Source organism: Salinivibrio sp. AR640 (assembly GCF_001995405.1).
Classification (GTDB): Bacteria; Pseudomonadota; Gammaproteobacteria; order Enterobacterales; family Vibrionaceae; genus Salinivibrio; species Salinivibrio costicola.
On sequence record NZ_MUFD01000023.1, the window covers coordinates 33,792 to 56,893 of the forward strand.

Consider the following 23,102-nt stretch of genomic DNA (forward strand, 5'->3'; position numbering starts at 1 on the left):
CCTGGCTTCGTGTGATCTAAGCTTGCGGCAGGGTAAACCTTGTTAGCATAAGACACACGCCAGACTGTTTCTCTGGCACTGAGGAGGATTCGTGGAATACGAACTAAAGAAAACCGATGGACGCGCCCGCCGTGGCCGTTTGATTTTTGAGCGCGGCACGGTCGAAACCCCGGCATTTATGCCCGTGGGGACCTATGGCACCGTAAAAGGCATGACCCCTGAAGAAGTGAAAGGCACCGGGGCTGAGATCTTACTCGGTAATACCTTTCACCTATGGTTACGTCCGGGGCAAGAAGTTATGCGACTGCATGGGGACTTGCATGACTTTATGCAGTGGCATGGCCCTATTTTAACCGACTCTGGTGGCTTCCAAGTTTTCAGCTTAGGAGATATCCGTAAAATCACTGAAGAAGGGGTGCATTTTCGTAACCCGGTTAACGGTGATCGGATTTTTATGGATGCGGAAAAATCCATGGAGATCCAATACGACCTTGGCTCAGACATCGTGATGATCTTTGATGAGTGCACCCCGTATCCTGCGACGCACGCTGAAGCGAAAAAGTCGATGGAGATGTCACTGCGCTGGGCCAAGCGTAGCCGCAATCATTTTGACAAACTTGGTAACAAAAATGCGCTGTTCGGCATTGTGCAAGGTGGTGTATACGAAGACTTACGCGATGTGTCGATAGAAGGCCTAACTGAGATTGGCTTTGATGGTTACGCCGTTGGCGGGCTTGCCGTCGGTGAGCCAAAAGAAGATATGCATCGCATTTTGGAGCATACCTGCCCGCAGTTGCCGGAAGACAAACCCCGTTATCTAATGGGAGTGGGTAAACCGGAAGACCTCGTGGAAGGGGTGCGTCGTGGCGTTGATATGTTCGATTGCGTGATGCCGACCCGAAATGCCCGAAATGGTCACCTATTTATTACCGGCGGTGTGATCAAGATCCGTAATGCGAAACATAAAAGTGATACCTCGCCTTTGGATCCAGAGTGTGACTGTTACACTTGCCGCCATTATAGCCGTGCCTATCTTTACCACTTAGACCGTTGTAATGAAATCCTCGGTGCGCGACTCAATACTATCCATAACTTGCGTTATTATCAGCGCGTCATGGAAGGTTTGCGTAACGCGATTGACGAAGGTAGATTAGATGCCTTTGTAGCGGATTTCTACGCGCGTCGTGGCAAGGAAGTGCCACCGCTCGATTGATTTCGAATTCAACAACTAAAACGAGGACGTGATTGAATGTTTATCTCACAAGCTCACGCAGCGGCTGAAGCCGGCCCACAAGGTGGCGGTATGCAGCTTTTTATTATGCTTGGTCTCTTTGCGGTTATTTTCTATTTTATGATTTATCGCCCGCAATCTAAGCGTGTTAAAGAGCATAAAAACCTAATGGCATCCATGAGCAAAGGAGACGAAGTACTGACCGGTGGTGGTTTGGTGGGTAAAATCACCCAAATTGCTGAAGACAATGACTTTATTGTTATTGCTCTTAACGACAATAACGAAGTGACCATTAAAAAAGACTTCGTGACGGCAGTACTGCCCAAAGGTACTATCCAGTCTCTCTAATTCTCGCAACCATAAAGGATGCATGCTGTGCTAAACCGTTATCCTTTGTGGAAGTACATCATGGTGCTAATAGCCTTGGTTATTGGCATCGTGTATGCGCTTCCCAATTTATACGGTGAAGATCCAGCAGTACAAATTTCCGGGGCGCGTGGCGCCTCGGTAGATATGACTGCGCTGGACTCCATCAAACAAACCCTCGAATCCAACGATCTCTCCTACCAATCCATTGCACTTGAAGACGGCACTGTCTTGGCTCGCTTTAAAGACACTGAATCGCAAATCAGTGCTCGTGATGCGTTGATGTCTCGCTTTGATAGCAATAACTATGTGGTCGCATTAAACCTGGCGCCAGCGACCCCTTCTTGGTTGGACGCCCTTGGCGCAACACCAATGAAATTGGGACTCGATTTACGTGGCGGGGTACACTTCTTAATGGAAGTGGACATGGACGCTGCGCTAGAAAAGTTGATTACCCAGCAAGAAGACAGCTTTCGTACCGATTTACGTGAAGCGCGCATTCGCTATCGTGGTTTACGTGTCGAAGATAACACGCGCGTAATGGTTAACTTGCGTAACGCAGAAGACACCAATAAAGCGCTCGAGCTACTGTCGAACAATTATCGGGATATGAACTTCTCGATTGATGAAGACGACGGTACCTTAACCGCGGTGTACAAAGAAGAGCGATTAAAAGAAATCCGTAACTACGCGGTGGCGCAAAACATCACTATTTTGCGTAATCGTGTCAATGAGCTCGGGGTCGCAGAGCCTTTGGTCCAACGTCAAGGTGCGAGTCGCATCGTGGTTGAGTTGCCAGGTGTGCAAGATACGGCCCGAGCAAAAGAAATTCTTGGCGCGACCGCGACCTTGGAATTTCGTGAAGTCGACCAAGATGCCGATTTATCTGCAGCGATGGCAGGGCGTGTTCCGCCCGGTAGTGAGCTAATGAGCTCGCGTGACGGGCGTCCTGCAGTATTGAAAAAGCGGGTCATCTTAACCGGTTCACACATCACAGACGCCAGTTCATCACGTGATGAGTACAGTCGCCCACAGGTAAATATCTCGCTCGACAGCGAGGGCGGTGACAAAATGTCTGACTTCAGTAAGCGTAACATTGGCGAGCTGATGGCAACGGTGTTTGCTGAATACAAAGACAGTGGTGAGCGTGACGAAAATGGCAAAGTGATCTTGGAAAAACACGAAGAAGTGATTAACCAAGCGACCATTCAATCGGCATTAGGCCGTGACTTCCGAATTACCGGGATCGACTCAGCAGCTGAAGCTCACAACCTTGCGTTATTGCTACGTGCCGGTGCGTTGATTGCGCCCATTTCGATTGTTGAAGAACGCACCATAGGTCCATCCATGGGGCAGCAAAACATCAATATGGGTATACAAGCCTGTTTATGGGGCCTCGTTGCAGTCATGCTGTTTACACTGGTGTATTACCGCCGCTTCGGCTTGTTTGCTAACTGTGCTTTGTTCGCGAATATCATCTTGATTATTGGGATTATGTCGCTTATTCCAGGCGCCACCATGACGCTACCGGGCATTGCCGGTATTGTCTTAACCGTGGGGATGGCGGTGGATGCTAACGTGCTTATTTTTGAACGTATTCGAGAAGAGCTGCACGAAGGGCGTAGTCCACAACATGCGATTGATCGGGGTTATTCCAACGCCTTTAGTACCATTGCCGATGCTAACATTACCACGCTGATTACGGCGATCATCTTGTTTGCTGTGGGTACTGGCGCAATTAAAGGTTTCGCGGTGACACTATCGATTGGTATTTTGACCTCCATGTTTACCGCTATCGTGGGAACGCGTGCACTGGTAAATCTTGTGTATGGCGGCAAGCGCGTCGAAAAACTGTCGATTTAAGGGAGCCCAAGCATGTTTCAAATATTTAAACCGGACATGTCGATCAACTTTATGCGTTGGTCTAAAGTGGCCTTCGTGTTCTCGATCTTCATGATTGCGGCGTCTGTGGTCACCTTATCAACCAAATGGTTGAATTGGGGGCTCGATTTTACCGGCGGTACCTTGATTGAAGTCGGTTTTGAACAACCGGCTGATCTTGCCCTAATCCGTGATTCGTTATCCGCTGAAGGCTTTGGCGATGCGGTGGTGCAAAACTTTGGTAGCGCCACGGACGTGATGGTTCGGCTGCGCCCACGTGATGACATGGAAGGTGAAAACCTCGGTAATGAGGTACTGAATGCCATCAAAGCCGGTACCGGTGATAACGTCGAGATGCGCCGCATCGAATTTGTCGGCCCCAATGTCGGGGACGAGCTGACCGAAGCGGGTGGCTTGGCAATCATCATTGCATTGGTTTGTATCCTGATCTATGTCTCGTTCCGTTTCGAATGGCGTCTAGCTTCCGGTGCCGTCATGGCGCTGGCTCACGATGTGATTATTACGCTGGGGATTTTCTCTCTGTTCGACGTGGAGGTGGATCTCACTATCGTCGCTGCTTTGCTGACAGTCGTGGGCTACTCGCTTAACGATACCATTGTGGTGTTTGACCGTATTCGTGAGAATTTCCGCAAGCTTCGTAAAGGCGAGTCAGACGAAATCATCAATGCGTCTGTTTCACAAACCCTAAGTCGGACAACCATTACTTCAGGCACTACCTTGTTTGTGGTGATTTCGCTCTTTACCTTGGGTGGGTCGATGATCCATGGGTTTGCCATGGCACTGTTGATTGGTATTACCGTCGGGACATACTCATCGATTTATGTCGCTTCGGCGCTGGCCTTGAAACTCGGTATTGCGCGCGAGCACCTCTTGATCCCTGAAGTGGAAAAAGAAGGGGAAGAGTTCGACGCGATGCCTTAACCACGCTTGCCCTGCGCTTAGAGTGGGGCTATGCAGTGACCAAGTGGCGAATTGTTTACAAGCCGTCATCTTCTTCAGGCACAAAAAAGCGGCGCTCATTGAGCGCCGCTTTTTATTAATATCTTATCGGTGTCTTTATTTTTTCATCGACTCAGGCGCGTGTTCGCGAACTTTGGCGAGCATACCTTTCACCACACGTGCGCCACCGCTGACAATATTGCCAGAGCGCATGTAGTCGGTACCGCCGTTAAAGTCAGTGCAAATGGCACCCGCTTCGCGCGCAATTAACTCACCCGCAGCCAGATCCCAAGGCTTAAGGCCCAGCTCAAAGAAACCGTCAACACGGCCCGCGGCAACGTAGCAAAGATCGAGCGCTGCCGATCCAGTACGACGGAAGTCAGCACAATCGACAAACAACGCCCCAACAACGGCGATAAAGCCTTCAGCGTGCTGTTTAGCTTTAAACGGGAAGCCGGTCGCTAAGAGGGTGCCGTCAAGCTCTTTGGCGCTGCCAGTACGGATACGTTTGTTATTGAGTTGTGCGCCAGAACCACGTTGAGCGGTAAATAGCTCATTGCGGATAGGATCGTAAACGCAACCAATTTCTGTACGGCCTTTAATGCGTACAGCAATGGAAACGCAGAAATGCGGGAAGTCGTTAATGAAGTTAGTGGTGCCATCCAGTGGGTCGATGATCCATTGATAATCGCTATCTTTGCCTTCCGCCACGCCTGACTCTTCGCCAACGATGGTGTGGTCCGGATATGACTTTTTAATAATATCGATAATGATTTGTTCCGCCGCTTTGTCGACATTAGTGACGAAGTCATTACTGCCTTTTTGTGCGGTTTCGATGTTGTCTTTGTTTTCTGCAGATTTAGCGATAAAATCGCCAGCCTTCCGTGCAGCACGGACGGCGATGTTTAGCATCGGATGCATACGGTTTTCCCAACGGATGTTAAAGAACGAAAGCGGGGCGGAGTATAACAGAGCCAGAGCAAAAGGAAAGTGGGTATTTTTTAACCGTCAATAAGCGCGTGTTCTCTGCTAAATATGACGCCAGCCGCAGGCTTAGCTGAGAAGTATTATCGATTGCACTGTGATAAACTGCGCAGATCTGACAGACCGCTGCCCATCCCATCCAAGATGGACAGAGCAAGAGACGAAAACAACATCATGCTAGATCAAATTCGCGTTGTATTAGTAGGCACGTCCCACTCCGGAAACATTGGCTCAGCCGCCCGAGCGATGAAAGTCATGGGACTGACCAACATGACATTAGTGGCGCCTGGCTGTGAAGTAGACGGTCAAGCCATTGCCTTAGCCGCAGGGGCCAGTGATATTGCCAATAACGCGAGAGTGGTGAATACGCTTGAAGAAGCGGTGGCCGATTGTGGCCTAGTGATAGGCACCAGCGCAAGAAGCCGAACATTAGAATGGCCGATGCTGGATGCGCGAGCGTGCGGCCAAAAAGCCATTCAAGAAGCCGCAACACATCCGGTTGCCATCGTTTTTGGCCGAGAGCGAACTGGCTTAACCAATGAAGAGCTGCAAACATGTCACTATCATGTTTCGATTCCATCCAATCCAGACTACAGCTCTTTGAATTTGGCCATGGCTGTGCAAACGCTGTGTTATGAAATGCGTGTCGCCTGGTTGGACAGTCAAGCCTATCAAGGCCCAACCCTTGAACAAGACTATCCGCTGAACCAAGATTTGGCGCGTTTTTATACGCACCTCGAAACGGTTCTTACTAAAACAGGGTTTATCCGTACTCAGCACCCTGGCATGGTCATGACAAAACTACGTCGCTTATTTAATCGCGCGCGCTTAGAGAGTCAGGAACTCAATATTTTACGAGGCGTGCTGTCTTCGGTGGAAAAGGTGACCAAACAGGCGGCATCGAGCGAGCAAAATACCGATAATCACTCCCCACGTTGATCCTTTCAAATGAGGCGTCGTACACCTTGGTGAAAACTTGACAAAAATACTCAGGTAAATACTTGACCAAAACACTCGGGTATGTAACCATTTGAGCATCTATTCACCACAGGTAGCGTGTTATGAGATTGACTTCGAAAGGCCGTTATGCGGTTACCGCCATGCTCGACGTGGCGCTTCATGCCGAGCAGGGCCCTGTGCCCCTGGCGGACATCTCTGAGCGTCAAGGCATTTCCTTGTCTTATCTTGAGCAACTTTTTTCACGGCTCCGTAAGTCGGGACTGGTCAGCAGTGTTCGTGGTCCAGGCGGTGGTTATCGTCTCGGGATAGCAGCCAACGAGATTGCCGTTGGCGCGGTGATTGCCGCGGTTGACGAATCGGTGGATGCGACAAAATGCCAAGGTAAAGCAGATTGCCAAGGCGGAACCCGTTGTTTGACACACACCTTGTGGCACGACTTAAGTGCCCGTATTAGCGGTTTTCTAAACGACATCACGCTCGGTGAGCTGATGCATGATAACGAAGTGAAGCAAGTAGCAGATCGTCAGGATGCTAAACTGGACGCCTCATTGGCGCCAAGAAACACGTTTAGCTCGAAGGTCAAACAAGATAGCGCCACCATAGGCGTGAACGTTCGCTCCTGATGACCAATGTCGGTGTAATTGGAGAAAAACATGAAATTGCCCATATATTTTGATTATTCAGCCACGTGTCCGGTTGATCCGCGCGTTGCTGAAAAAATGAGTCAGCATCTGACCATGGACGGGGTCTTCGGTAACCCAGCCTCTCGCTCGCACCGTTTTGGTTGGCAAGCAGAAGAAGCCGTTGATACCGCACGCGAAAACATTGCCGACTATTGCAATGCCGATCCGCGTGAGATCGTGTTCACCTCTGGCGCGACGGAATCAGACAACTTAGCCATTAAAGGCATTGCCAATTTCTACTCGAAAAAAGGCAAGCACATCATTACCTGCAAGACCGAGCACAAAGCGGTACTTGATCCATGCCGGCAGCTAGAGCGAGAAGGCTTTGAAGTCACCTACCTCGACCTAGAAGAAAACGGCTTAGTTGATCTGAAAAAGCTAGAAGCGGCGATGCGTGATGACACCATTTTGGTTTCTATCATGCACGTGAATAACGAAATCGGCGTGATTCAAGACGTTTCGGCTATCGGCGAATTATGCCGCGAGCGCAAAATTATGTTCCATGTGGATGCTGCACAATCTGTGGGCAAAGTGCCTTTAGATGTGAAAGAAATGAAAATTGATCTGATTTCTTTCAGCGCGCACAAAGCTTACGGACCAAAAGGCATCGGCGCTTTGTATGTTCGCCGTAAGCCACGGGTGCGTATTGAGGCGCAAATGCACGGTGGTGGTCACGAGCGTGGTATGCGCTCAGGCACCTTACCGACCCACCAAATTGTGGGTATGGGTGAAGCCTTCCGTATCGCTAAAGAAGAGCGTGAAAAAGATTTTGAACATGCACTTGCGTTACGTAATCGCTTTTATGACGGCGTCAAAGATTTAGAAGAAGTTTACGTTAATGGTGATTTGGAGCAGCGCGTTCCACACAACTTGAACGTGAGCTTTGCCTTTGTTGAAGGTGAGTCTTTGTTGATGGCGCTAAAAGATCTGGCGGTATCGTCTGGGTCGGCGTGTACATCAGCAAGCCTTGAGCCTTCTTATGTTCTTCGTGCGCTAGGACGCGACGATGAGCTAGCACACAGCTCACTACGTTTTTCATTTGGTCGTTTTACTACTGAAGAAGAAGTGGATTACGCGATTGAAAAAGTCCGTGAGGCCGTGAACAAGCTGCGAGAAATGTCACCACTTTGGGACATGTACAAAGACGGTATTGATTTAAGTACCGTTGAATGGGCGCACCACTAATACGAAAAACGCGCCAACTGGCAACAGTGAGCAATCATATTGAGGAAACAATTATGGCTTACAGCGAAAAAGTAATTGACCACTACGAAAACCCACGTAACGTTGGCTCGTTTGAAAAAGGCGATCCATCCGTCGGTAACGGCATGGTCGGTGCCCCTGCATGTGGCGACGTCATGAAGCTACAAATCAAGGTGAATGACGAAGGCATCATCGAAGACGCTAAATTTAAAACCTATGGCTGCGGGTCAGCGATCGCATCGAGCTCGTTGGTCACCGAATGGGTAAAAGGCCGTTCGATTGACGATGCCGCTGCAATCAAAAACTCTGAGATTGCGGAAGAGCTTGAGCTGCCACCGGTTAAAGTCCACTGCTCTATCTTAGCGGAAGACGCCATTAAAGCAGCAGTTAGCGACTACAAGAAAAAACACCAGCAGTAAAACGAAGGGGTTGTTGATACTATGGCTATTACCATGACACAAGCGGCATCAGATCGCGTAAGAGCGTTTCTAGACAACCGTGGAAAGGGCATTGGCTTGCGTCTTGGCGTACGGACGTCAGGATGTTCTGGCATGGCCTATGTCATTGAATTTGCTGATGAGCTTCAAGAAGGTGATCAGGTATTCGAATACGATGACGTCAAGGTAATCGTCGATGGCAAGAGCTTGCTCTATCTCGAAGGGACAGAGTTAGATTTTGTCAAAGAAGGCCTAAATGAAGGTTTTCAGTTCAACAACCCTAACGTCAGTAGCGAATGTGGTTGTGGCGAAAGCTTCAACGTGTAATACGTGAGAGCACATGAATCATTTTGAACTCTTCGGGCTACCGTATCAGTTTGAGCTGGACGGTAGCTCGCTTTCTTCAACGTTTCGGGAACTGCAACGCCAGTATCACCCAGATAACGTTGCTAGCCAAGACGATAAAACGCGTCTTCAGGCGGTGCAGAAAGCCTCGCAAATTAACGATGCGTTTCAGACGTTGAAAGATCCCGTTCGACGCGCTGAATATATGCTGACGTTACAAAGCATTGATATAAAAGACGAACAGCAAACGATGCAGGATCCTGAGTTCTTAATGCAGCAAATGACACTGCGTGAAGAACTGGAGTCGATCACTGATAGCCAAGACGATGCTGCGTTATTTGATTTTGGCGCAAAAGCACAAGCGCTTTATGATGCCTTGATCAAAGAGGTTAAGCAGGCACTCGCTGCTTCTCAATGGCAAGAGGCGGCAGTGATTGTGCGCAAGCTTAAGTTTGCAGAGAAGCTTTGCTCCGAAGTGGAGCGCGTCGAAGATCAGCTGATGAGCTGATCGGCACTATTCGCCTGTCAACGCAGTAAAGTTTAAGGATTAGACATGGCACTGTTACAGATTTCAGAGCCCGGTCAAAGTGCCGCGCCGCATGAACACAAGCATGCAGTCGGCATCGATTTGGGTACGACCAACACTTTGGTTGCCACGGTACGAAGCGGTGTCGCAACCACCTTGAACGATGAACACGATCGATCACTGATCCCGTCGGTGGTCCACTATGGTGGTGATGCCATTTCAGTGGGTTATGATGCCCTTCCTCATGTGCAAACGGATAGTGCCAACACCTTGGTATCGGTCAAGCGCATGATGGGACGCTCTTTGGATGACGTCCAGACACGTTATCCGCAACTTCCTTATCGGTTTTCACAAACTGAAAATGGCCTGCCACAAGTCGAGACACGACGTGGTGCCATCAACCCAGTTCAAGGCTCGTCCGATATTTTGCGGGCGGTACGTGAACGTGCAGAAGTCAGCTTGGGTGATGCGCTTGAAGGCGTGGTGATCACTGTTCCAGCTTATTTTGATGATGCGCAGCGAGCAGGCACCAAAGATGCCGCGACACTCGCGGGCCTGAATGTACTCCGTTTACTCAATGAGCCAACCGCAGCGGCCATTGCTTATGGGCTCGACTCGGGCCAAGAGGGCGTGATTGCTGTGTATGATCTCGGGGGCGGGACCTTCGATATATCGATTCTCCGTCTCTCCCAAGGCGTGTTTGAAGTCATGGCCACCGGGGGCGATTCAGCACTAGGTGGGGATGATTTTGACCACCTGCTCGAGCAATGGATCTGTGATCAAGCCGGGTTTGAAACCCTCAGTGGTGATGAGCGCCGTACGGTGCTCCACGCAGCGACACAGGCTAAAATCGCATTGTCTTCCTCCGCCACTACCGACATTGACGTACTCGGTTGGCAGGGTACGCTGACACGTGACACCTTTGATGCCTTGGTCGCCCCTTTGGTTAAAAAGACCTTGATGTCGTGCCGTCGTGCGCTTAAAGACGCCGGCGTCAGTGCCGATGAAATCCTAGAAGTCGTGATGGTCGGCGGGTCAACCCGGGTACCGGCCGTTCGCCATCAAGTCGGCGACTTCTTTGGTCGTGAACCGTTAACCAGTATCGACCCAGATAAAGTGGTCGCGATAGGTGCCGCAACACAAGCGGATATTTTGGTCGGCAATAAGCCCGACTCTGACATGTTGTTGCTGGATGTGATCCCGCTTTCGCTCGGTATTGAAACCATGGGCGGCCTGGTAGAAAAAATCATTCCACGCAATACCACCATTCCTGTGGCGAAAGCCCAAGAGTTCACCACGTTTAAAGACGGTCAAACCGGCATGAAAGTGCACGTGGTACAAGGTGAACGTGAAATGGTGGATGATTGCCGCTCGTTGGCGCGTTTCTCCTTAAAAGGCATTCCACCGATGACCGCGGGGGCAGCCCATGTCCGCGTGACCTACCAAGTGGATGCCGACGGTTTGCTGTCTGTGTCGGCCATGGAAAAGTCGACTGGTGTGGCCTCGTCGATCCAGGTTAAACCGTCTTACGGGCTCAATGATGACGAAATCGCCAACATGATCAAATCATCATTTACCCATGCGGAAGAAGACAAAGATGCCCGCTATTTGGCGGAGCAACGCGTTGAAGCCGATCGGGTGATCGAAGGCCTACTGGTCGCCATGCAACAAGACGGTGACACCTTGCTCGATCATAATGAGCAACAAGCGCTCGTGAACGAAATTGAAACATTGATCGCGCTGCGTAACGGCGATGATGGCGCTGCCATTGAAGCGGGAATCAAAGCACTAGATAAAGCCAGCCAGACCTTTGCGGCACGTCGTATGGACAAATCGATTCGTAATGCGTTGGCCGGTCAATCCATTGATGAGGTGTAATCATGCCTAAGATTATTGTTCTGCCGCACCACGAGTTATGCCCAGAAGGTGCGGAACTGGAAGGGAAAGAAGGGGAGACCGTCCTCGATGTGGCGCTAAAAAATGGCATTGGCATCGAGCACGCGTGTGAAAAGTCTTGCGCGTGTACTACCTGTCACATTGTGGTTCGCGAAGGCTTTGACTCGCTCGACGAAAGTGATGAGCTTGAAGATGACATGCTCGATAAAGCATGGGGACTTGAGCCAGAGTCCCGCTTGGGCTGTCAGGCGAAAATTACCGATGAAGATCTGGTGGTCGAAATTCCACGCTACACCCTAAACCATGCAGCGGAAAATCATTAATCTAATGCTGTAACGGACGGAGAAGCAAAATGAGTTTAAAATGGACGGATTCACTCGATATTGCGATTGAGCTGTGTGACGCTTACCCAGATGTCGATCCTAAAACAGTACGTTTTACCGACTTGCATCAATGGATCACTGAACTGGATGACTTTGACGATGATCCTGAGCGCTCGAATGAACGGATTTTGGAAGCGATCATTATGTGCTGGATGGATGAGCAAGACTGAGGGCTAGCTCTCGTGAGTGATTGATAATACTTGTGTTATTGTCACCGGCTCGGCACAGTATCGACGGCCAAATAGATTTATTACCAAAAGCGGGCCCATCGGTTCGCTTTTTTTTATTCCACTGGGTGCCATGTACTCAACGTACGCTGCCCAGTCAAACACGCTGTACAGTAAAAAACAGCGCGACAGTACAAGGAGTACAAAATGTCAGAAACATTAAAAGTAACCCTGTCGCATCAGCCGGCAGCCGCGCAATGGGGCGATAATGCGCTGGTCTCTTTTGACGCCGATAAAGCGCTTATCCATGCACCGAGCGACACCAATCAACGAGATAAGGTGCAACAAGCCGCGCGTAAACTCGAGGGACAAGGTGTCCCTGCACTGACGCTGACCGGCGAGCATTGGGATCTTGAATTAGTGTGGGCCTTTTACCAAGGGCTTCGCGGTCCTAAAAATAAAGTGGCTTTTGCGCAAGCGGTCTTAAATGACACAGACACCAAGGAGTTCGAACTTCGGCAAACTGTTGGTGACTGGGTGCGCGATATTATCAACCAACCGGCAGAAGAAGTCGGTCCGCATCAGTTGGTGGCCCGCGCAGGGGAATTTGTAAAATCGATGGCACCGGAGCCGGAGCATGTCACTTACAAGATTATTTCAGGCACGGATCTGTTAGAAAAAGGCTGGCACGGCATCTATACCGTTGGACGAGGCTCTGCCCGTAAACCGACCATGTTGCAATTGGACTACAACCCGACCGGCGATCCGGATGCACCGGTTTATGCATGCTTAGTCGGAAAAGGGATCACCTTTGATTCGGGCGGCTATAGCATCAAAGGCTCAGATTTTATGACCACCATGAAAGCCGATATGGGTGGCTCGGCAACCGCGACAGGCGCATTGGCGATGGCAGTGGCGAAGGGCCTAAATAAGCGCGTGAAATTAGTGCTTTGCTGTGCAGAGAACATGATCTCAAGCAGTGCCTACAAGCTAGGTGATATTATCACTTACAAAAACGGCGTGACGGTTGAAGTATTGAATACCGACGCCGAAGGACGCTTGGTGCTCGCGGATGGTTTAATGTATGCCAGTGAGCAAAAGCCTGAACTCTTAATTGATTGCGCCACCCTGACGGGCTCAGCAAAAGCCGCATTGGGTAACGATTATCACGCATTGTTTAGCTTTGATGATAAGCTCGCCCATCGTACCCTTGAGGCGGCACAGCAAGAGGGTGAAGGAATGTGGTCTCTCCCTGTGGCTGAATTCCATCGTAAGTTACTGCCTTCTTCATTTGCTGATATTGCCAACGTATCGACAGGCGCGTACATGCCAGGTGCGAGCACGGCCGCCGCGTTTTTATCGTATTTTGTCGAAGATTACCAAAAAGGCTGGATGCACATCGACTGTTCGGGGACTTATCGTAAAGCCGCCAGTGACAAATGGGCGGTCGGTGCCACCGGGATGGGCGTGAAAACCTTGGCGCGTGTGTTATTGGATGAAGCCAAATAACCTCATCAATGAATCGGTGAGGTGTTAACGAATTTTTTGTGTGAGTTAACGCTTCACCGCATTGGTGATAGGGGCAGACAATAAAGTTTGCTAGGGTAAGCGCGTTGTTGCTCCTAGTGAGCCTGATTTAGACAGTAAAAGGACAAGCGAATGACCATTGAACGCACTTTTTCTATCGTCAAACCTGATGCCGTAGAGCGTAACTTGATTGGTACGCTTTATCAGCGTATCGAAAGTGCTGGCTTACGCATCGTGGCAGCGAAAATGTTACACCTTAGCAAAGAACAGGCTGAGGGGTTTTATGCTGAGCACCAAGGTAAACCTTTCTTTGCGTCCTTAGTCGAGTTTATGACCTCTGGACCGATTATGGTGCAGGTGTTGGAAGGTGAGGGTGCCATTAACCGTTATCGTGAGTTGATGGGCAAAACTAACCCTGAAGAAGCGGCTTGCGGGACATTGCGCGCTGACTACGCGGAAAGTATGCAATATAACTCCGTACATGGCTCGGATAGCCCAGGCTCGGCTGAACGTGAAATTGCGTATTTTTTCACCGCGGATGAGATTCATCCTCGTTGTTAACGCAAAGACGGATATAAAAGGTTTATAAAGAGGCGCGAGCCTCTTTTTTGTTTTGTTCTTCTCCTGCCTCTTACCTGAATAACCACGCTCATAGAGAGTGGAAAGTGTGATCTAAAGCCTGTACAATTTCGCGCCTTAAGCGCGTTCCGAACAGGGATCTTGACTAGATTCAAGGTGTATTCACTCGAGAACGCCAGGCCAATACCCGTGTCTTACCATATAGCTAGTTTTTACGAGGCAACCCCAATGACGACAGAGAAAGTTAATCTGCTTGATTTTGACAGGCAAGGATTGCGTGCCTATTTCGCCGATGAACTCGGTGAAAAAGCCTTCCGCGCTGACCAAGTCATGAAGTGGATGTATCATTTTGGTTGCGATGACTTCGATGAAATGAACAACATCAACAAGAAGTTACGTGAAAAACTCAAGCTTGTCGCCGAGGTTAAAGCCCCTGAGGTGAGTGAAGCGCATTACTCAAAAGATGGCACCATTAAATGGGCGATGCGAGTGGGCGGTCAAGATGTGGAAACCGTGTATATCCCTGAAGATGACCGGGCGACATTGTGTGTTTCCTCTCAGGTTGGTTGTGCGCTCGACTGCAAATTTTGCTCGACCGGTGCGCAGGGTTTTAACCGTAATTTGCGGGTTTCTGAAATTATTGGCCAGGTTTGGCGTGCCGCAAAAGAAATTGGTATCGAAAAAGAAACCGGACGCCGTCCTATTACCAATGTGGTGATGATGGGGATGGGCGAGCCGTTGCTGAACATGAAAAACCTGCTGCCATCACTCAACTTGATGCTCGATGATAATGCCTATGGCTTGTCGAAGCGTCGTGTCACGGTATCGACTTCCGGTGTGGTGTCTGGCTTGGAGCAGATGATTGGTAAAATTGATGTTGCGCTAGCGATTTCACTGCACGCGCCGAATGATGAACTGCGTAGCCAAATTATGCCGATTAACGATCGCTGGGATATCGACGCTTTCTTAGATGTGGTACATCGTTATATTGAAACCTCGAATGCCAACCGTGGCCGTGTCACGGTTGAATATATTTTGCTCGATCATGTGAATGACTACATGGAGCATGCGCGCCAACTCGCAGAGCTGTTAAAAGATACACCGGCGAAGATTAACCTGATCCCATTTAACCCGTATCCTGGATCGCCATTCAATAAACCAAGTAACTCTCGTATTGATAGGTTTATGAAAACCTTAATGGAATACGATTTTACGGTCACGGTGCGTAAAACGCGCGGCGATGATATTGATGCGGCGTGTGGCCAATTAGCCGGAGACATTGTCGACCGGACAAAACGCGCCGAAAAGCGACTGGGTGCGCAGGAGGTGATCCCTGTTCGACCCGTCTAGCATTATAGGTCTTTATAAGGGAAGAACATGGTAAAAACTGGCTGGGTATGGGTGTTGATTATCACGTTGGCAGGTTGTGCCTCGCCAGTTTCACAGCAAAACGACGCTAAGTTTGATAAGATTCAAGCGGCCGAGGCACGAATTTCGTTGGGGTTAGGTTACTTAAACAGTGATCGCTATCAACAAGCGCAGCAAAACTTGCAGCAAGCACACCAATATGCGCCTAATTACTATCGTACCTCGCTGTCTATGGCGTATTATCAACAACGTGTCGGTGAAACCGACCAAGCGGACCGTTTATATCAAAAAGCGTTATCGCAAGCGTCTAAAAAAGGCGATGTGTATAATAACTACGGTGTGTTTTTGTGCGAACAACAGCGTTTTGCTGAGGCAAAAGAAGCATTTTTGCAAGCCGTCGCACAACCGTATTATCATCGCGTGTCAGACAGTTATGAAAATGCCGCGTTCTGCCAGCTAAAAGCGGGCGAAACCAAGAGCGCGAAGGCCTTGTTGGAAAAAGCGACTGAGCATGACCCGCTGAATGTCCGCGCAGGATTACAACTTGCCAAGTTAGAGATAGAACGAGGGCAAGAGGCAGGTGCCATTACGCGTATCAAACGACTCCATAAACGCGTTGGTGCCCATCCCAGCGGATTATTATTGTTGGTCAAAGCTTATCAGCAACAAGGTAACACGGAGCGAGCTGCCCATGATGCTCAGCGATTGGCGCACCAGTTTCCAGAATCCAAAGAATATCAATTGTACTTAGCGAATGAATACTGAACAGACGGAAGAACACGCGCAAAAAGATACGCAACCTGCGCCCGGGGAAGTATTAAAGCAAGCGCGAGAAAAAATGGGCTGGAGTGTTCGCGATGTGGCTGACCGACTGCGATTGCGCGTCAGTGTCATCGAGGACCTCGAAAGCAATAATCCAGATATGGATCAACTGGCCACGTTTACGCGTGGCTATTTGCGATCCTATGCCAAGTTAATGCAAATCGACGCCGACCAGCTTCTCGGTGACAGCAATATGGAAGCAAGCAGTGCGGCAACGGTCCAGAAGATGCAAAGCTTTTCGCGCAAGACACGACGGCAAAGGAGTGAAAGCCGTTTGATGTGGTTGTCTTGGGTGATCATTGCTATTGCGGTGGGTATTACTGGCGTGTGGTATTGGCAAAATCAACAAGCCATGACATCGTTACCCACGCAGCTGGATAGCGAACAAGCCGATGAGTTAGTGACGACCCCTTCTGACCAAGACAGTGCTGTGATTGCGGCCGAGCCCCAACCGACCACCGATGAACTCGACACTGAGCCTGCTAAAGCTGTCGATGCGCCGCAGCCGGTAGAATCCGCGGCCAAAGCCAGTGACGAGGGGCAATCGAATCCTGTGTCTACCTCTGATGAGGCAACAGCCGCTAAGACACAAATGGAGGCGCAAACGACTGACGCAGCGAGTCGTCAGGAAACAGCACAAGCGCCAGTGACGGATCCGGCAGCAAAAACAACCGCAAGCGCCAACGAAAACCGCCTGGTCATGACCTTTACTGGCGATTGCTGGATTGATGTGCGTGATGCCAATGGCGAACGCTTGGCGACAGGAATAAAAGCTGAAGGTGAGCAAATTACCTTAACTGGCGAAACGCCGTACCAATTGGTACTTGGGGCGCCAAGTGTGGTGAACATTACCTTTAATGGCGACAATATTGATCTTGATGGCTACCCAACCGGGCAAGTGGCTCGGTTGCGCCTTCCGCAGTAATCAGAGAACGTCAATATGCACAACGAAAATCCGATTAAACGTCGTCCGTCCAAACGTATCAATGTGGGCAATGTGCCGATTGGTGATGGTGCGCCCATTGCAGTGCAATCAATGACCAATACGCGCACCACGGATGTTGAGGCGACCGTGGCGCAAATAAAAGCGCTCGAAAATGTGGGTGCAGACATTGTTCGCGTGTCGGTCCCCACTATGGATGCCGCTGAAGCCTTCAAAACAATTAAAGCGCAAACGTCGATCCCGCTAGTGGCAGATATTCATTTTGACTATCGTATCGCGCTTAAAGTCGCTGAATACGGTGTCGATTGTTTGCGGATCAACCCTGGGAATATCGGTAAAGAAGAGCGCATCCGTGCGGTGGTCGATGCTGCTCGCGATAAAAATATCCCGATTCGAATTGGTGTTAACGGTGGCTCGCTAGAACGTGATCTCCAGGAAAAATACGGTGAGCCAACGCCAGACGCGCTGGTAGAATCCGCGATGCGTCATGTTGATATTCTCGATCGACTCAACTTCGACCAATTTAAAGTCAGTGTGAAAGCATCAGACGTTTTTTTAGCGGTGGAATCCTACCGCAAATTAGCACAACAGATTGAGCAACCTCTTCACCTCGGGATCACCGAAGCAGGTGGTGCGCGCGCAGGGGCGGTAAAATCATCGGTTGGGCTAGGCATGTTACTCGCTGAAGGTATTGGCGATACGTTGCGTGTGTCGTTAGCGGCCGATCCTGTTGAAGAAATTAAAGTTGGGTTTGATATTCTTAAATCCCTCCGAATTCGCTCACGCGGGGTGAATTTTATCGCCTGCCCAAGCTGCTCTCGTCAGGAATTTGACGTCATCGGCACCGTGAATGCGCTTGAACAGCGCGTAGAAGATATTCTGACGCCAATGGACGTTTCAATCATTGGTTGCGTTGTCAATGGCCCAGGCGAAGCCGAAGCGTCACATCTTGGCCTTGCTGGTGGCAACAAGCGCAGTGCTTATTATCTCGACGGCAAACGTCAAAAAGAGCGCTTTACCAATGACAACTTGGTGGATGAGTTAGAAGCAAAAATCCGCGCCAAAGCGGCGATGATGGATGATCGCAACCGCATCAAGGTGTCTCAAATCGATCAAGAAGGCTAAGCCATCAGGCTGCCTTTTCCCCTTTTATATATGATATCGGTAACGGAAGTTAACGTGGCTAAAACAATTCAAGCAATCCGAGGCATGAATGACTGCCTCCCTTCTCAATCTCCTTTGTGGCAGAAGCTCGAAAATACGATTAAACAGGTCGTCAGTGCCTATGGCTACAGTGAAGTACGTATGCCTATCGTCGAAGCAACACATCTGTTTAGCCGTGCGATTGGTGAAGTGACCGACGTTGTCGAAAAAGAAATGTACACCTTTGATGATCGAAACGGTGACAGCCTAACTCTACGACCTGAAGGCACGGCGGGTTGTGTCCGCGCAGGGATCGAAAACGGCTTGCTCTATAACCAGGAACACCGTTTGTGGTATACCGGGCCAATGTTCCGTCATGAGCGTCCACAAAAAGGCCGCTATCGTCAATTTCATCAATTTGGAGTGGAAGTGTTTGGCTTGAATGGCCCTGACGTTGATGCCGAATTGATCATGATGACGGCCCGGATGTGGCGTGAGCTGGGAATTGCTGAACACGTACGTTTAGAACTTAACTCCATTGGTTCGCCGCAAGCGCGTGCAGATTATCGCCAAGCTCTGGTCGATTTTCTGATGCAGCACGAATCGGTGTTGGATGAGGACAGTAAACGTCGCATGCAGACCAATCCGCTACGTGTATTAGATACCAAAAACGCGGATATTCAGGCGATTCTTGTTGACGCGCCAAAGCTCAGTGATTATCTGGATGACGAGTCAAAACAACATTTTGCTGGATTGTGTGAACTCTTGGACGCGGCAGGTATCGAATACCAAGTGAATCACCGTCTAGTACGTGGACTTGATTATTACAACCGCACGGTCTTTGAGTGGATTACCGATAGCTTAGGCGCGCAGGGCACGGTGTGTGGCGGCGGCCGCTACGATGGTTTGGTCGAACAACTCGGTGGTAAGGCAACACCGGCGGTCGGGTTTGCAATGGGCCTTGAGCGCTTAGTCTTGATGCTCGAAAACCTGAGCCAAGATGATATCCGCCCAGTGGTGGATGTATACATGGTGACGGCAGGCGAGGGCGCCTTAGCCGCTGGGATGAAACTAGCCGAAAACCTGCGTGAGCAAGTGCCGGGGTTACGCGTTATGTCGCACTTTGGTGGTGGCAGTTTTAAAAAGCAATTTAAACGTGCAGATAAAGTCGGCGCATCCGTCGCATTGGTTTTGGGCGAAGACGAAGTCGCTAATCAAACGGTAGCGCTAAAAGATTTAAAAGGCGGCGAGCAACAAACTCTGAAGCAGGATCAGATCGCTGCGACATTAAAAGCATTGATTTAGAGAGGACAGATCGTGGACGTCTACACCACAGAAGAGCAGCAAGTTGAAGCCATTAAAAAGTGGTGGCGAGATAACGGGAAAGCGGTTGTAATCGGCGCCGTTGTCGGCTTAGGTGCCTTGTACGGCTGGCGTTATTTCCAGTCGCAACAGGTCGAAAGTAAGGAACAAGCCTCTCAACAATACGAACAAACTTTGAACAGCATCGAGCGCGGTGATGGCACGGCACTGAGCCAGCTCGAGGGGCATGAAGGTTATCAAGCGCTGGCGGCACTTAACCTGGCAAAGAAACAGGTTGAACAGGGAGAGCTAGACAGTGCACGTAAACAGCTGCAAACGGCCCAGCAAGCGGTAAATGATGATGCGCTCTATGGGTTAGTAACCACGCGTTTAGCGCGTGTGAACGCGGAGCTGGGTCACTATGACGCGGCACTGAGTGAACTGGATAAAGTGACCGCTTCAAGTTGGACAGCCAAAGTACAGGAAATTCGCGGTGATATTTTGCTTCGCCAAGGGGACAGTGAGGCCGCTCGTGATGCCTATACCGCCTCGCTTGAGGCAGGAGCGAGTCCAACCGTCACGATGAAGCTTGATAACCTCAGTCAATAAGGGCGTGGTATGAAAAAAGGATTATGGCGCATAGCCGCTGTGGCCACGACTTTGGCGATACTGACCGGTTGTGCGGGTGAAGAAGATGTTGTGCAAATGGCACCATTACCCACGGTAACGGATAAAATTGCATCATCACAGATTTGGCAAGCCCAAGTCGGTGATGGTGTCGGGCAATATTATTCGGCCCTTCAACCGACGGTCGCGTACGACAAGGTATTCGCCGCTGACCGCCAGGGAGCAGTGGCTGCGTTTGATCTTGAAAGCGGCGAGCGTATTTGGCAGCAGTCGGTGCAAACTGAGACGCCAGCGTTGTTATCTGGTGGGCTGAGTGCGTCCTACGGTAAGGTGTATGTTGGCGGAGAAACCGGCGAACTGTATGCCTTGGATGCTGAAACAGGCGAGCGCCTTTGGCAGCAAAATGTGAACGGTGAAATCCTGGCCAAGCCTTTGGTCGACGATGGTATGGTGATCGTTAATACCAGCCGCGGTGAGTTGGTTGCGCTTGATGCGGAATCCGGTGAACCTCAGTGGAGTAACGCCAATGATGTCCCTAATCTAAGTTTGCGCGGCGAGAGTGCCCCCGTTACCGTCTCAGGCGGTGTATTCTGGGGGATGGCGAATGGTCGTCTTGGCGCCGCGATGATCGAAACAGGTCGCTCTATTTGGCAAATTCCGATTTCGACACCCAAAGGGGCGACCGAAATTGATCGTCTTGTAGATGTGGATGCGACCCCTGTGATTGATGGCGACCGTTTGTATGCCGTGGGCTATAATGGGCAGTTAGTGTCGATTGATTTACGCTCGGGAAAAGCAGCATGGAAGCGTGATTTTTCATCGGCCAACGATTTTATTGCGGCGGGTAATAGCCTTTATTTAATTGATGATAAAGACAATATTGTCGCATTAGATGCACGTAATGGTTTAGAGAAATGGCGCAACAGTGAGTTAGCGTATCGCATATTAACTGCGCCAGCGGTAAGTGATGGCTATCTTGTGGTTGGAGATAGCCAAGGGTACTTGCATTGGCTCGATCCAGAAACCGGGGATTTTGTTGCCCAGCAATCGCTTGAAGGCGAGGGTATTGCGGTGGCGCCCGTGCAAACCGATAATGGCTATATCGTGATAACACGCGATGGCCAATTGAGAAAGCTGGCTATCGACTAGTATCAGCCACCCAGTTTTATATTTAGGCTCCTGGCTGTATAGACAGTTGGGAGCCTTGTTTATTGATAAGAGAATGAAAATTAAGAGGTCTACATGATTCCTGTTATAGCCCTAGTAGGGCGCCCGAATGTGGGAAAATCGACGCTCTTTAACCGTCTTACCCGCACGCGCGATGCATTAGTAGCGGATTTTCCGGGACTGACCAGGGATCGAAAATACGGCAAGGCATTGCTGGATGAGCACGAATTTATCGTGATCGACACCGGCGGGATTGATGGTACAGAAGAGGGTGTAGAAACCAAAATGGCCGAACAATCGCTTGCTGCGATTGAAGAAGCCGACGTGGTGCTATTTATGGTGGACGGGCGTGCAGGATTAACACCTGCTGATCGGGATATTGCTCAACATATCCGTGTCCGCGAAAAAACCAGCTTTTTGGTCGTCAACAAAGTAGACGGTATTGACCCAGATACCGCAACCGCAGACTTTTGGCAATTAGGCATGGACAACATGTATCAAATTGCTGCCGCACACGGTCGTGGGGTCAGCGGATTGATTAATCGTGCTCTGACGCCCTTTGCCGAACAAGCGCTACAGCAAGCGCAGGAAGAGACAGGTCTGGTTGACCTGACCGATGAGCAAGATGACATCGATGATCAAGACAACCCGACCGCGAACACAGAAGAGCAGGCAGAAAATGAGTACGCCTACCTTCAATCACTGCCGATTAAAATTGGTATTATAGGTCGCCCCAATGTGGGTAAATCGACCTTGACCAATCGCATGCTCGGTGAAGAACGCGTCGTCGTTTACGATATGCCGGGGACCACACGAGACTCCATTTATATCCCGATGGAGCGCGATGGACGCGAGTACGTGATGATTGATACGGCCGGTATACGTCGTCGTAAACATGTCAGTGAAAAAGTTGAAAAGTTTTCTGTTATTCAAACACTTAAGGCTATCGAAGACGCGAACGTCGTGCTGCTAGTGATTGATGCTCGAGAAAATATATCTGATCAAGACTTGAGCTTGTTAGGGTTTGCCTTGAATGCGGGCCGTTCGATCGTGTTGGCGGTCAACAAGTGGGATGGCTTAGATAGCGAGATTAAAACGCGGGTGAAATCCGAGCTGGATCGTCGCCTTGGTTTTGTCGACTTTGCACGCGTTCACTTTATTTCTGCGTTGCATGGTACCGGTGTCGGTCACTTGTTTGAGTCCATTCAAGAAGCCTATCAGTCGGCGACCAAACGTGTCGGCACCGCGATGCTAACCCGTATTTTGAAAATGGCGCAAGATGACCATCAGCCTCCAATGATACGTGGCCGCCGAGTGAAGCTAAAATATGCACACGCCGGTGGATATAACCCACCCATTGTGGTCGTCCATGGTAACTTGGTGAGTGAGTTGCCAGACTCCTATAAGCGCTATCTGATGAATTATTATCGTCGAACCTTAGACATTATGGGCACACCGATAAAGATTCAGTTCCAGAACAGTGAAAACCCGTATGAGGGTAAAAAAGAAAAGCTGACGTTATCTCAGTCACGTCAACGCAAACGCTTGATGGACATGGTTAAAAACCGCAATAAGAAGTAAACGAAAGCCCAGCCTTGATGC

The 23,102-nt window shown here is 49.9% G+C and carries 24 protein-coding genes; 23 read left to right on the forward strand and 1 reads right to left on the reverse strand.

Annotated elements, in window-relative coordinates:
• Window positions 1–91: 91 nt before the first annotated feature.
• From tgt to secF, 4 genes are read left to right on the forward strand one after another with little or no spacing between them, the layout of a single operon-like run.
• Window positions 92–1,213 carry a tRNA guanosine(34) transglycosylase Tgt gene (tgt, locus tag BZG75_RS11700; RefSeq protein WP_077460261.1) on the forward strand — a complete coding sequence of 374 codons (1,122 nt, stop codon included), beginning with the start codon at window positions 92–94 and terminating at the stop codon, window positions 1,211–1,213.
• A 36-nt stretch (window positions 1,214–1,249) separates the two neighbouring features.
• Window positions 1,250–1,579, forward strand: a complete 330-nt coding sequence (gene yajC, locus BZG75_RS11705; protein WP_021022912.1) for a preprotein translocase subunit YajC — start codon at window positions 1,250–1,252, stop codon at window positions 1,577–1,579.
• 27 nt (window positions 1,580–1,606) lie between these two features.
• Complete coding sequence (gene secD / locus BZG75_RS11710) at window positions 1,607–3,460, forward strand: protein translocase subunit SecD (protein WP_077460262.1); 1,854 nt, start codon at window positions 1,607–1,609, stop codon at window positions 3,458–3,460.
• 12 nt (window positions 3,461–3,472) lie between these two features.
• On the forward strand, window positions 3,473–4,420 hold the full coding sequence (gene secF / locus BZG75_RS11715) for a protein translocase subunit SecF (protein ID WP_021022914.1): 948 nt from the start codon (window positions 3,473–3,475) through the stop codon (window positions 4,418–4,420).
• A gap of 135 nt (window positions 4,421–4,555) precedes the next feature.
• Here secF and suhB read toward each other — a convergent pair whose 3' ends face one another.
• A complete protein-coding gene (suhB, locus tag BZG75_RS11720) occupies window positions 4,556–5,359 on the reverse strand; it encodes an inositol-1-monophosphatase (RefSeq protein WP_077460263.1) in 804 nt (267 codons plus the stop codon).
• A 237-nt stretch (window positions 5,360–5,596) separates the two neighbouring features.
• On the opposite strand from suhB, the gene trmJ reads away from it, so the two are divergent.
• The 19 genes from trmJ to der all read left to right on the forward strand — a co-directional run bounded on the left by trmJ (window position 5,597) and on the right by der (window position 23,081).
• Window positions 5,597–6,361, forward strand: a complete 765-nt coding sequence (gene trmJ, locus BZG75_RS11725; RefSeq protein WP_021022916.1) for a tRNA (cytosine(32)/uridine(32)-2'-O)-methyltransferase TrmJ — start codon at window positions 5,597–5,599, stop codon at window positions 6,359–6,361.
• 122 nt (window positions 6,362–6,483) lie between these two features.
• Window positions 6,484–7,005, forward strand: coding sequence for a Fe-S cluster assembly transcriptional regulator IscR (gene iscR / locus BZG75_RS11730; protein WP_021022917.1), 522 nt, complete (start codon window positions 6,484–6,486; stop codon window positions 7,003–7,005).
• Window positions 7,006–7,035: 30 nt separating this feature from the next.
• The gene (locus BZG75_RS11735) at window positions 7,036–8,250 is read left to right on the forward strand and encodes an IscS subfamily cysteine desulfurase (protein ID WP_077460264.1); all 1,215 of its coding nucleotides are present in this window, start codon (window positions 7,036–7,038) and stop codon (window positions 8,248–8,250) included.
• 53 nt (window positions 8,251–8,303) lie between these two features.
• Window positions 8,304–8,687, forward strand: coding sequence for a Fe-S cluster assembly scaffold IscU (iscU, locus tag BZG75_RS11740; protein ID WP_025744586.1), 384 nt, complete (start codon window positions 8,304–8,306; stop codon window positions 8,685–8,687).
• A gap of 21 nt (window positions 8,688–8,708) precedes the next feature.
• The gene (gene iscA, locus BZG75_RS11745; protein WP_021022920.1) at window positions 8,709–9,032 is read left to right on the forward strand and encodes an iron-sulfur cluster assembly protein IscA; all 324 of its coding nucleotides are present in this window, start codon (window positions 8,709–8,711) and stop codon (window positions 9,030–9,032) included.
• 13 nt (window positions 9,033–9,045) lie between these two features.
• On the forward strand, window positions 9,046–9,558 hold the full coding sequence (gene hscB / locus BZG75_RS11750) for a co-chaperone HscB (RefSeq protein ID WP_077460265.1): 513 nt from the start codon (window positions 9,046–9,048) through the stop codon (window positions 9,556–9,558).
• Between the two features lie 45 nt (window positions 9,559–9,603).
• The gene (gene hscA, locus BZG75_RS11755; RefSeq protein ID WP_077577089.1) at window positions 9,604–11,454 is read left to right on the forward strand and encodes a Fe-S protein assembly chaperone HscA; all 1,851 of its coding nucleotides are present in this window, start codon (window positions 9,604–9,606) and stop codon (window positions 11,452–11,454) included.
• Between the two features lie 2 nt (window positions 11,455–11,456).
• On the forward strand, window positions 11,457–11,795 hold the full coding sequence (gene fdx / locus BZG75_RS11760) for an ISC system 2Fe-2S type ferredoxin (protein ID WP_077460267.1): 339 nt from the start codon (window positions 11,457–11,459) through the stop codon (window positions 11,793–11,795).
• A 29-nt stretch (window positions 11,796–11,824) separates the two neighbouring features.
• Window positions 11,825–12,025: a Fe-S cluster assembly protein IscX gene (gene iscX, locus BZG75_RS11765; RefSeq protein ID WP_077460268.1), complete on the forward strand. Its 201-nt coding sequence runs from the start codon at window positions 11,825–11,827 to the stop codon at window positions 12,023–12,025.
• 204 nt (window positions 12,026–12,229) lie between these two features.
• Window positions 12,230–13,531 (forward strand): aminopeptidase PepB, encoded by a 1,302-nt coding sequence (pepB, locus tag BZG75_RS11770; protein ID WP_077460269.1) that lies wholly within the window; start codon window positions 12,230–12,232, stop codon window positions 13,529–13,531.
• A 150-nt stretch (window positions 13,532–13,681) separates the two neighbouring features.
• Window positions 13,682–14,110: a nucleoside-diphosphate kinase gene (gene ndk / locus BZG75_RS11775; RefSeq protein ID WP_021022926.1), complete on the forward strand. Its 429-nt coding sequence runs from the start codon at window positions 13,682–13,684 to the stop codon at window positions 14,108–14,110.
• A 246-nt stretch (window positions 14,111–14,356) separates the two neighbouring features.
• Complete coding sequence (locus BZG75_RS11780) at window positions 14,357–15,478, forward strand: bifunctional tRNA (adenosine(37)-C2)-methyltransferase TrmG/ribosomal RNA large subunit methyltransferase RlmN (RefSeq protein WP_021022927.1); 1,122 nt, start codon at window positions 14,357–14,359, stop codon at window positions 15,476–15,478.
• A gap of 27 nt (window positions 15,479–15,505) precedes the next feature.
• Window positions 15,506–16,261, forward strand: a complete 756-nt coding sequence (gene pilW / locus BZG75_RS11785) for a type IV pilus biogenesis/stability protein PilW (protein ID WP_021022928.1) — start codon at window positions 15,506–15,508, stop codon at window positions 16,259–16,261.
• Complete coding sequence (gene rodZ, locus BZG75_RS11790; protein WP_077460270.1) at window positions 16,251–17,243, forward strand: cytoskeleton protein RodZ; 993 nt, start codon at window positions 16,251–16,253, stop codon at window positions 17,241–17,243. Before pilW ends, rodZ begins: the two co-directional genes overlap by 11 nt.
• A gap of 15 nt (window positions 17,244–17,258) precedes the next feature.
• A complete protein-coding gene (gene ispG, locus BZG75_RS11795) occupies window positions 17,259–18,386 on the forward strand; it encodes a flavodoxin-dependent (E)-4-hydroxy-3-methylbut-2-enyl-diphosphate synthase (RefSeq protein ID WP_077460271.1) in 1,128 nt (375 codons plus the stop codon).
• Window positions 18,387–18,440: 54 nt separating this feature from the next.
• Window positions 18,441–19,709: a histidine--tRNA ligase gene (gene hisS / locus BZG75_RS11800; protein WP_077460272.1), complete on the forward strand. Its 1,269-nt coding sequence runs from the start codon at window positions 18,441–18,443 to the stop codon at window positions 19,707–19,709.
• 12 nt (window positions 19,710–19,721) lie between these two features.
• The gene (locus BZG75_RS11805) at window positions 19,722–20,315 is read left to right on the forward strand and encodes a YfgM family protein (RefSeq protein WP_077460273.1); all 594 of its coding nucleotides are present in this window, start codon (window positions 19,722–19,724) and stop codon (window positions 20,313–20,315) included.
• A gap of 9 nt (window positions 20,316–20,324) precedes the next feature.
• Complete coding sequence (gene bamB, locus BZG75_RS11810; RefSeq protein ID WP_077460274.1) at window positions 20,325–21,482, forward strand: outer membrane protein assembly factor BamB; 1,158 nt, start codon at window positions 20,325–20,327, stop codon at window positions 21,480–21,482.
• A 93-nt stretch (window positions 21,483–21,575) separates the two neighbouring features.
• Entirely contained in the window at window positions 21,576–23,081 is a 1,506-nt protein-coding gene (gene der / locus BZG75_RS11815; protein WP_077460275.1) for a ribosome biogenesis GTPase Der, read from the forward strand.
• Window positions 23,082–23,102: the final 21 nt, after the last annotated feature.

What these genes read in the sequence shown, in the direction of transcription:
- trmJ (WP_021022916.1), top strand. Translation starts at nt 5,597, where the DNA reads ATGCTAGATCAAATTCGCGTTGTATTAGTAGGCACGTCCCACTCCGGA.
- iscR (WP_021022917.1), top strand. Translation starts at nt 6,484, where the DNA reads ATGAGATTGACTTCGAAAGGCCGTTATGCGGTTACCGCCATGCTCGAC.
- fdx (WP_077460267.1), top strand. Translation starts at nt 11,457, where the DNA reads ATGCCTAAGATTATTGTTCTGCCGCACCACGAGTTATGCCCAGAAGGT.
- pepB (WP_077460269.1), top strand. Translation starts at nt 12,230, where the DNA reads ATGTCAGAAACATTAAAAGTAACCCTGTCGCATCAGCCGGCAGCCGCG.
- yajC (WP_021022912.1), top strand. Translation starts at nt 1,250, where the DNA reads ATGTTTATCTCACAAGCTCACGCAGCGGCTGAAGCCGGCCCACAAGGT.
- rodZ (WP_077460270.1), top strand. Translation starts at nt 16,251, where the DNA reads ATGAATACTGAACAGACGGAAGAACACGCGCAAAAAGATACGCAACCT.
- BZG75_RS11780 (WP_021022927.1), top strand. Translation starts at nt 14,357, where the DNA reads ATGACGACAGAGAAAGTTAATCTGCTTGATTTTGACAGGCAAGGATTG.
- bamB (WP_077460274.1), top strand. Translation starts at nt 20,325, where the DNA reads ATGAAAAAAGGATTATGGCGCATAGCCGCTGTGGCCACGACTTTGGCG.
- BZG75_RS11735 (WP_077460264.1), top strand. Translation starts at nt 7,036, where the DNA reads ATGAAATTGCCCATATATTTTGATTATTCAGCCACGTGTCCGGTTGAT.
- ispG (WP_077460271.1), top strand. Translation starts at nt 17,259, where the DNA reads ATGCACAACGAAAATCCGATTAAACGTCGTCCGTCCAAACGTATCAAT.
- hscA (WP_077577089.1), top strand. Translation starts at nt 9,604, where the DNA reads ATGGCACTGTTACAGATTTCAGAGCCCGGTCAAAGTGCCGCGCCGCAT.
- ndk (WP_021022926.1), top strand. Translation starts at nt 13,682, where the DNA reads ATGACCATTGAACGCACTTTTTCTATCGTCAAACCTGATGCCGTAGAG.
- secF (WP_021022914.1), top strand. Translation starts at nt 3,473, where the DNA reads ATGTTTCAAATATTTAAACCGGACATGTCGATCAACTTTATGCGTTGG.
- iscA (WP_021022920.1), top strand. Translation starts at nt 8,709, where the DNA reads ATGGCTATTACCATGACACAAGCGGCATCAGATCGCGTAAGAGCGTTT.
- der (WP_077460275.1), top strand. Translation starts at nt 21,576, where the DNA reads ATGATTCCTGTTATAGCCCTAGTAGGGCGCCCGAATGTGGGAAAATCG.
- pilW (WP_021022928.1), top strand. Translation starts at nt 15,506, where the DNA reads ATGGTAAAAACTGGCTGGGTATGGGTGTTGATTATCACGTTGGCAGGT.
- iscU (WP_025744586.1), top strand. Translation starts at nt 8,304, where the DNA reads ATGGCTTACAGCGAAAAAGTAATTGACCACTACGAAAACCCACGTAAC.
- hscB (WP_077460265.1), top strand. Translation starts at nt 9,046, where the DNA reads ATGAATCATTTTGAACTCTTCGGGCTACCGTATCAGTTTGAGCTGGAC.
- suhB (WP_077460263.1), bottom strand. Translation starts at nt 5,359, where the DNA reads ATGCATCCGATGCTAAACATCGCCGTCCGTGCTGCACGGAAGGCTGGC.
- iscX (WP_077460268.1), top strand. Translation starts at nt 11,825, where the DNA reads ATGAGTTTAAAATGGACGGATTCACTCGATATTGCGATTGAGCTGTGT.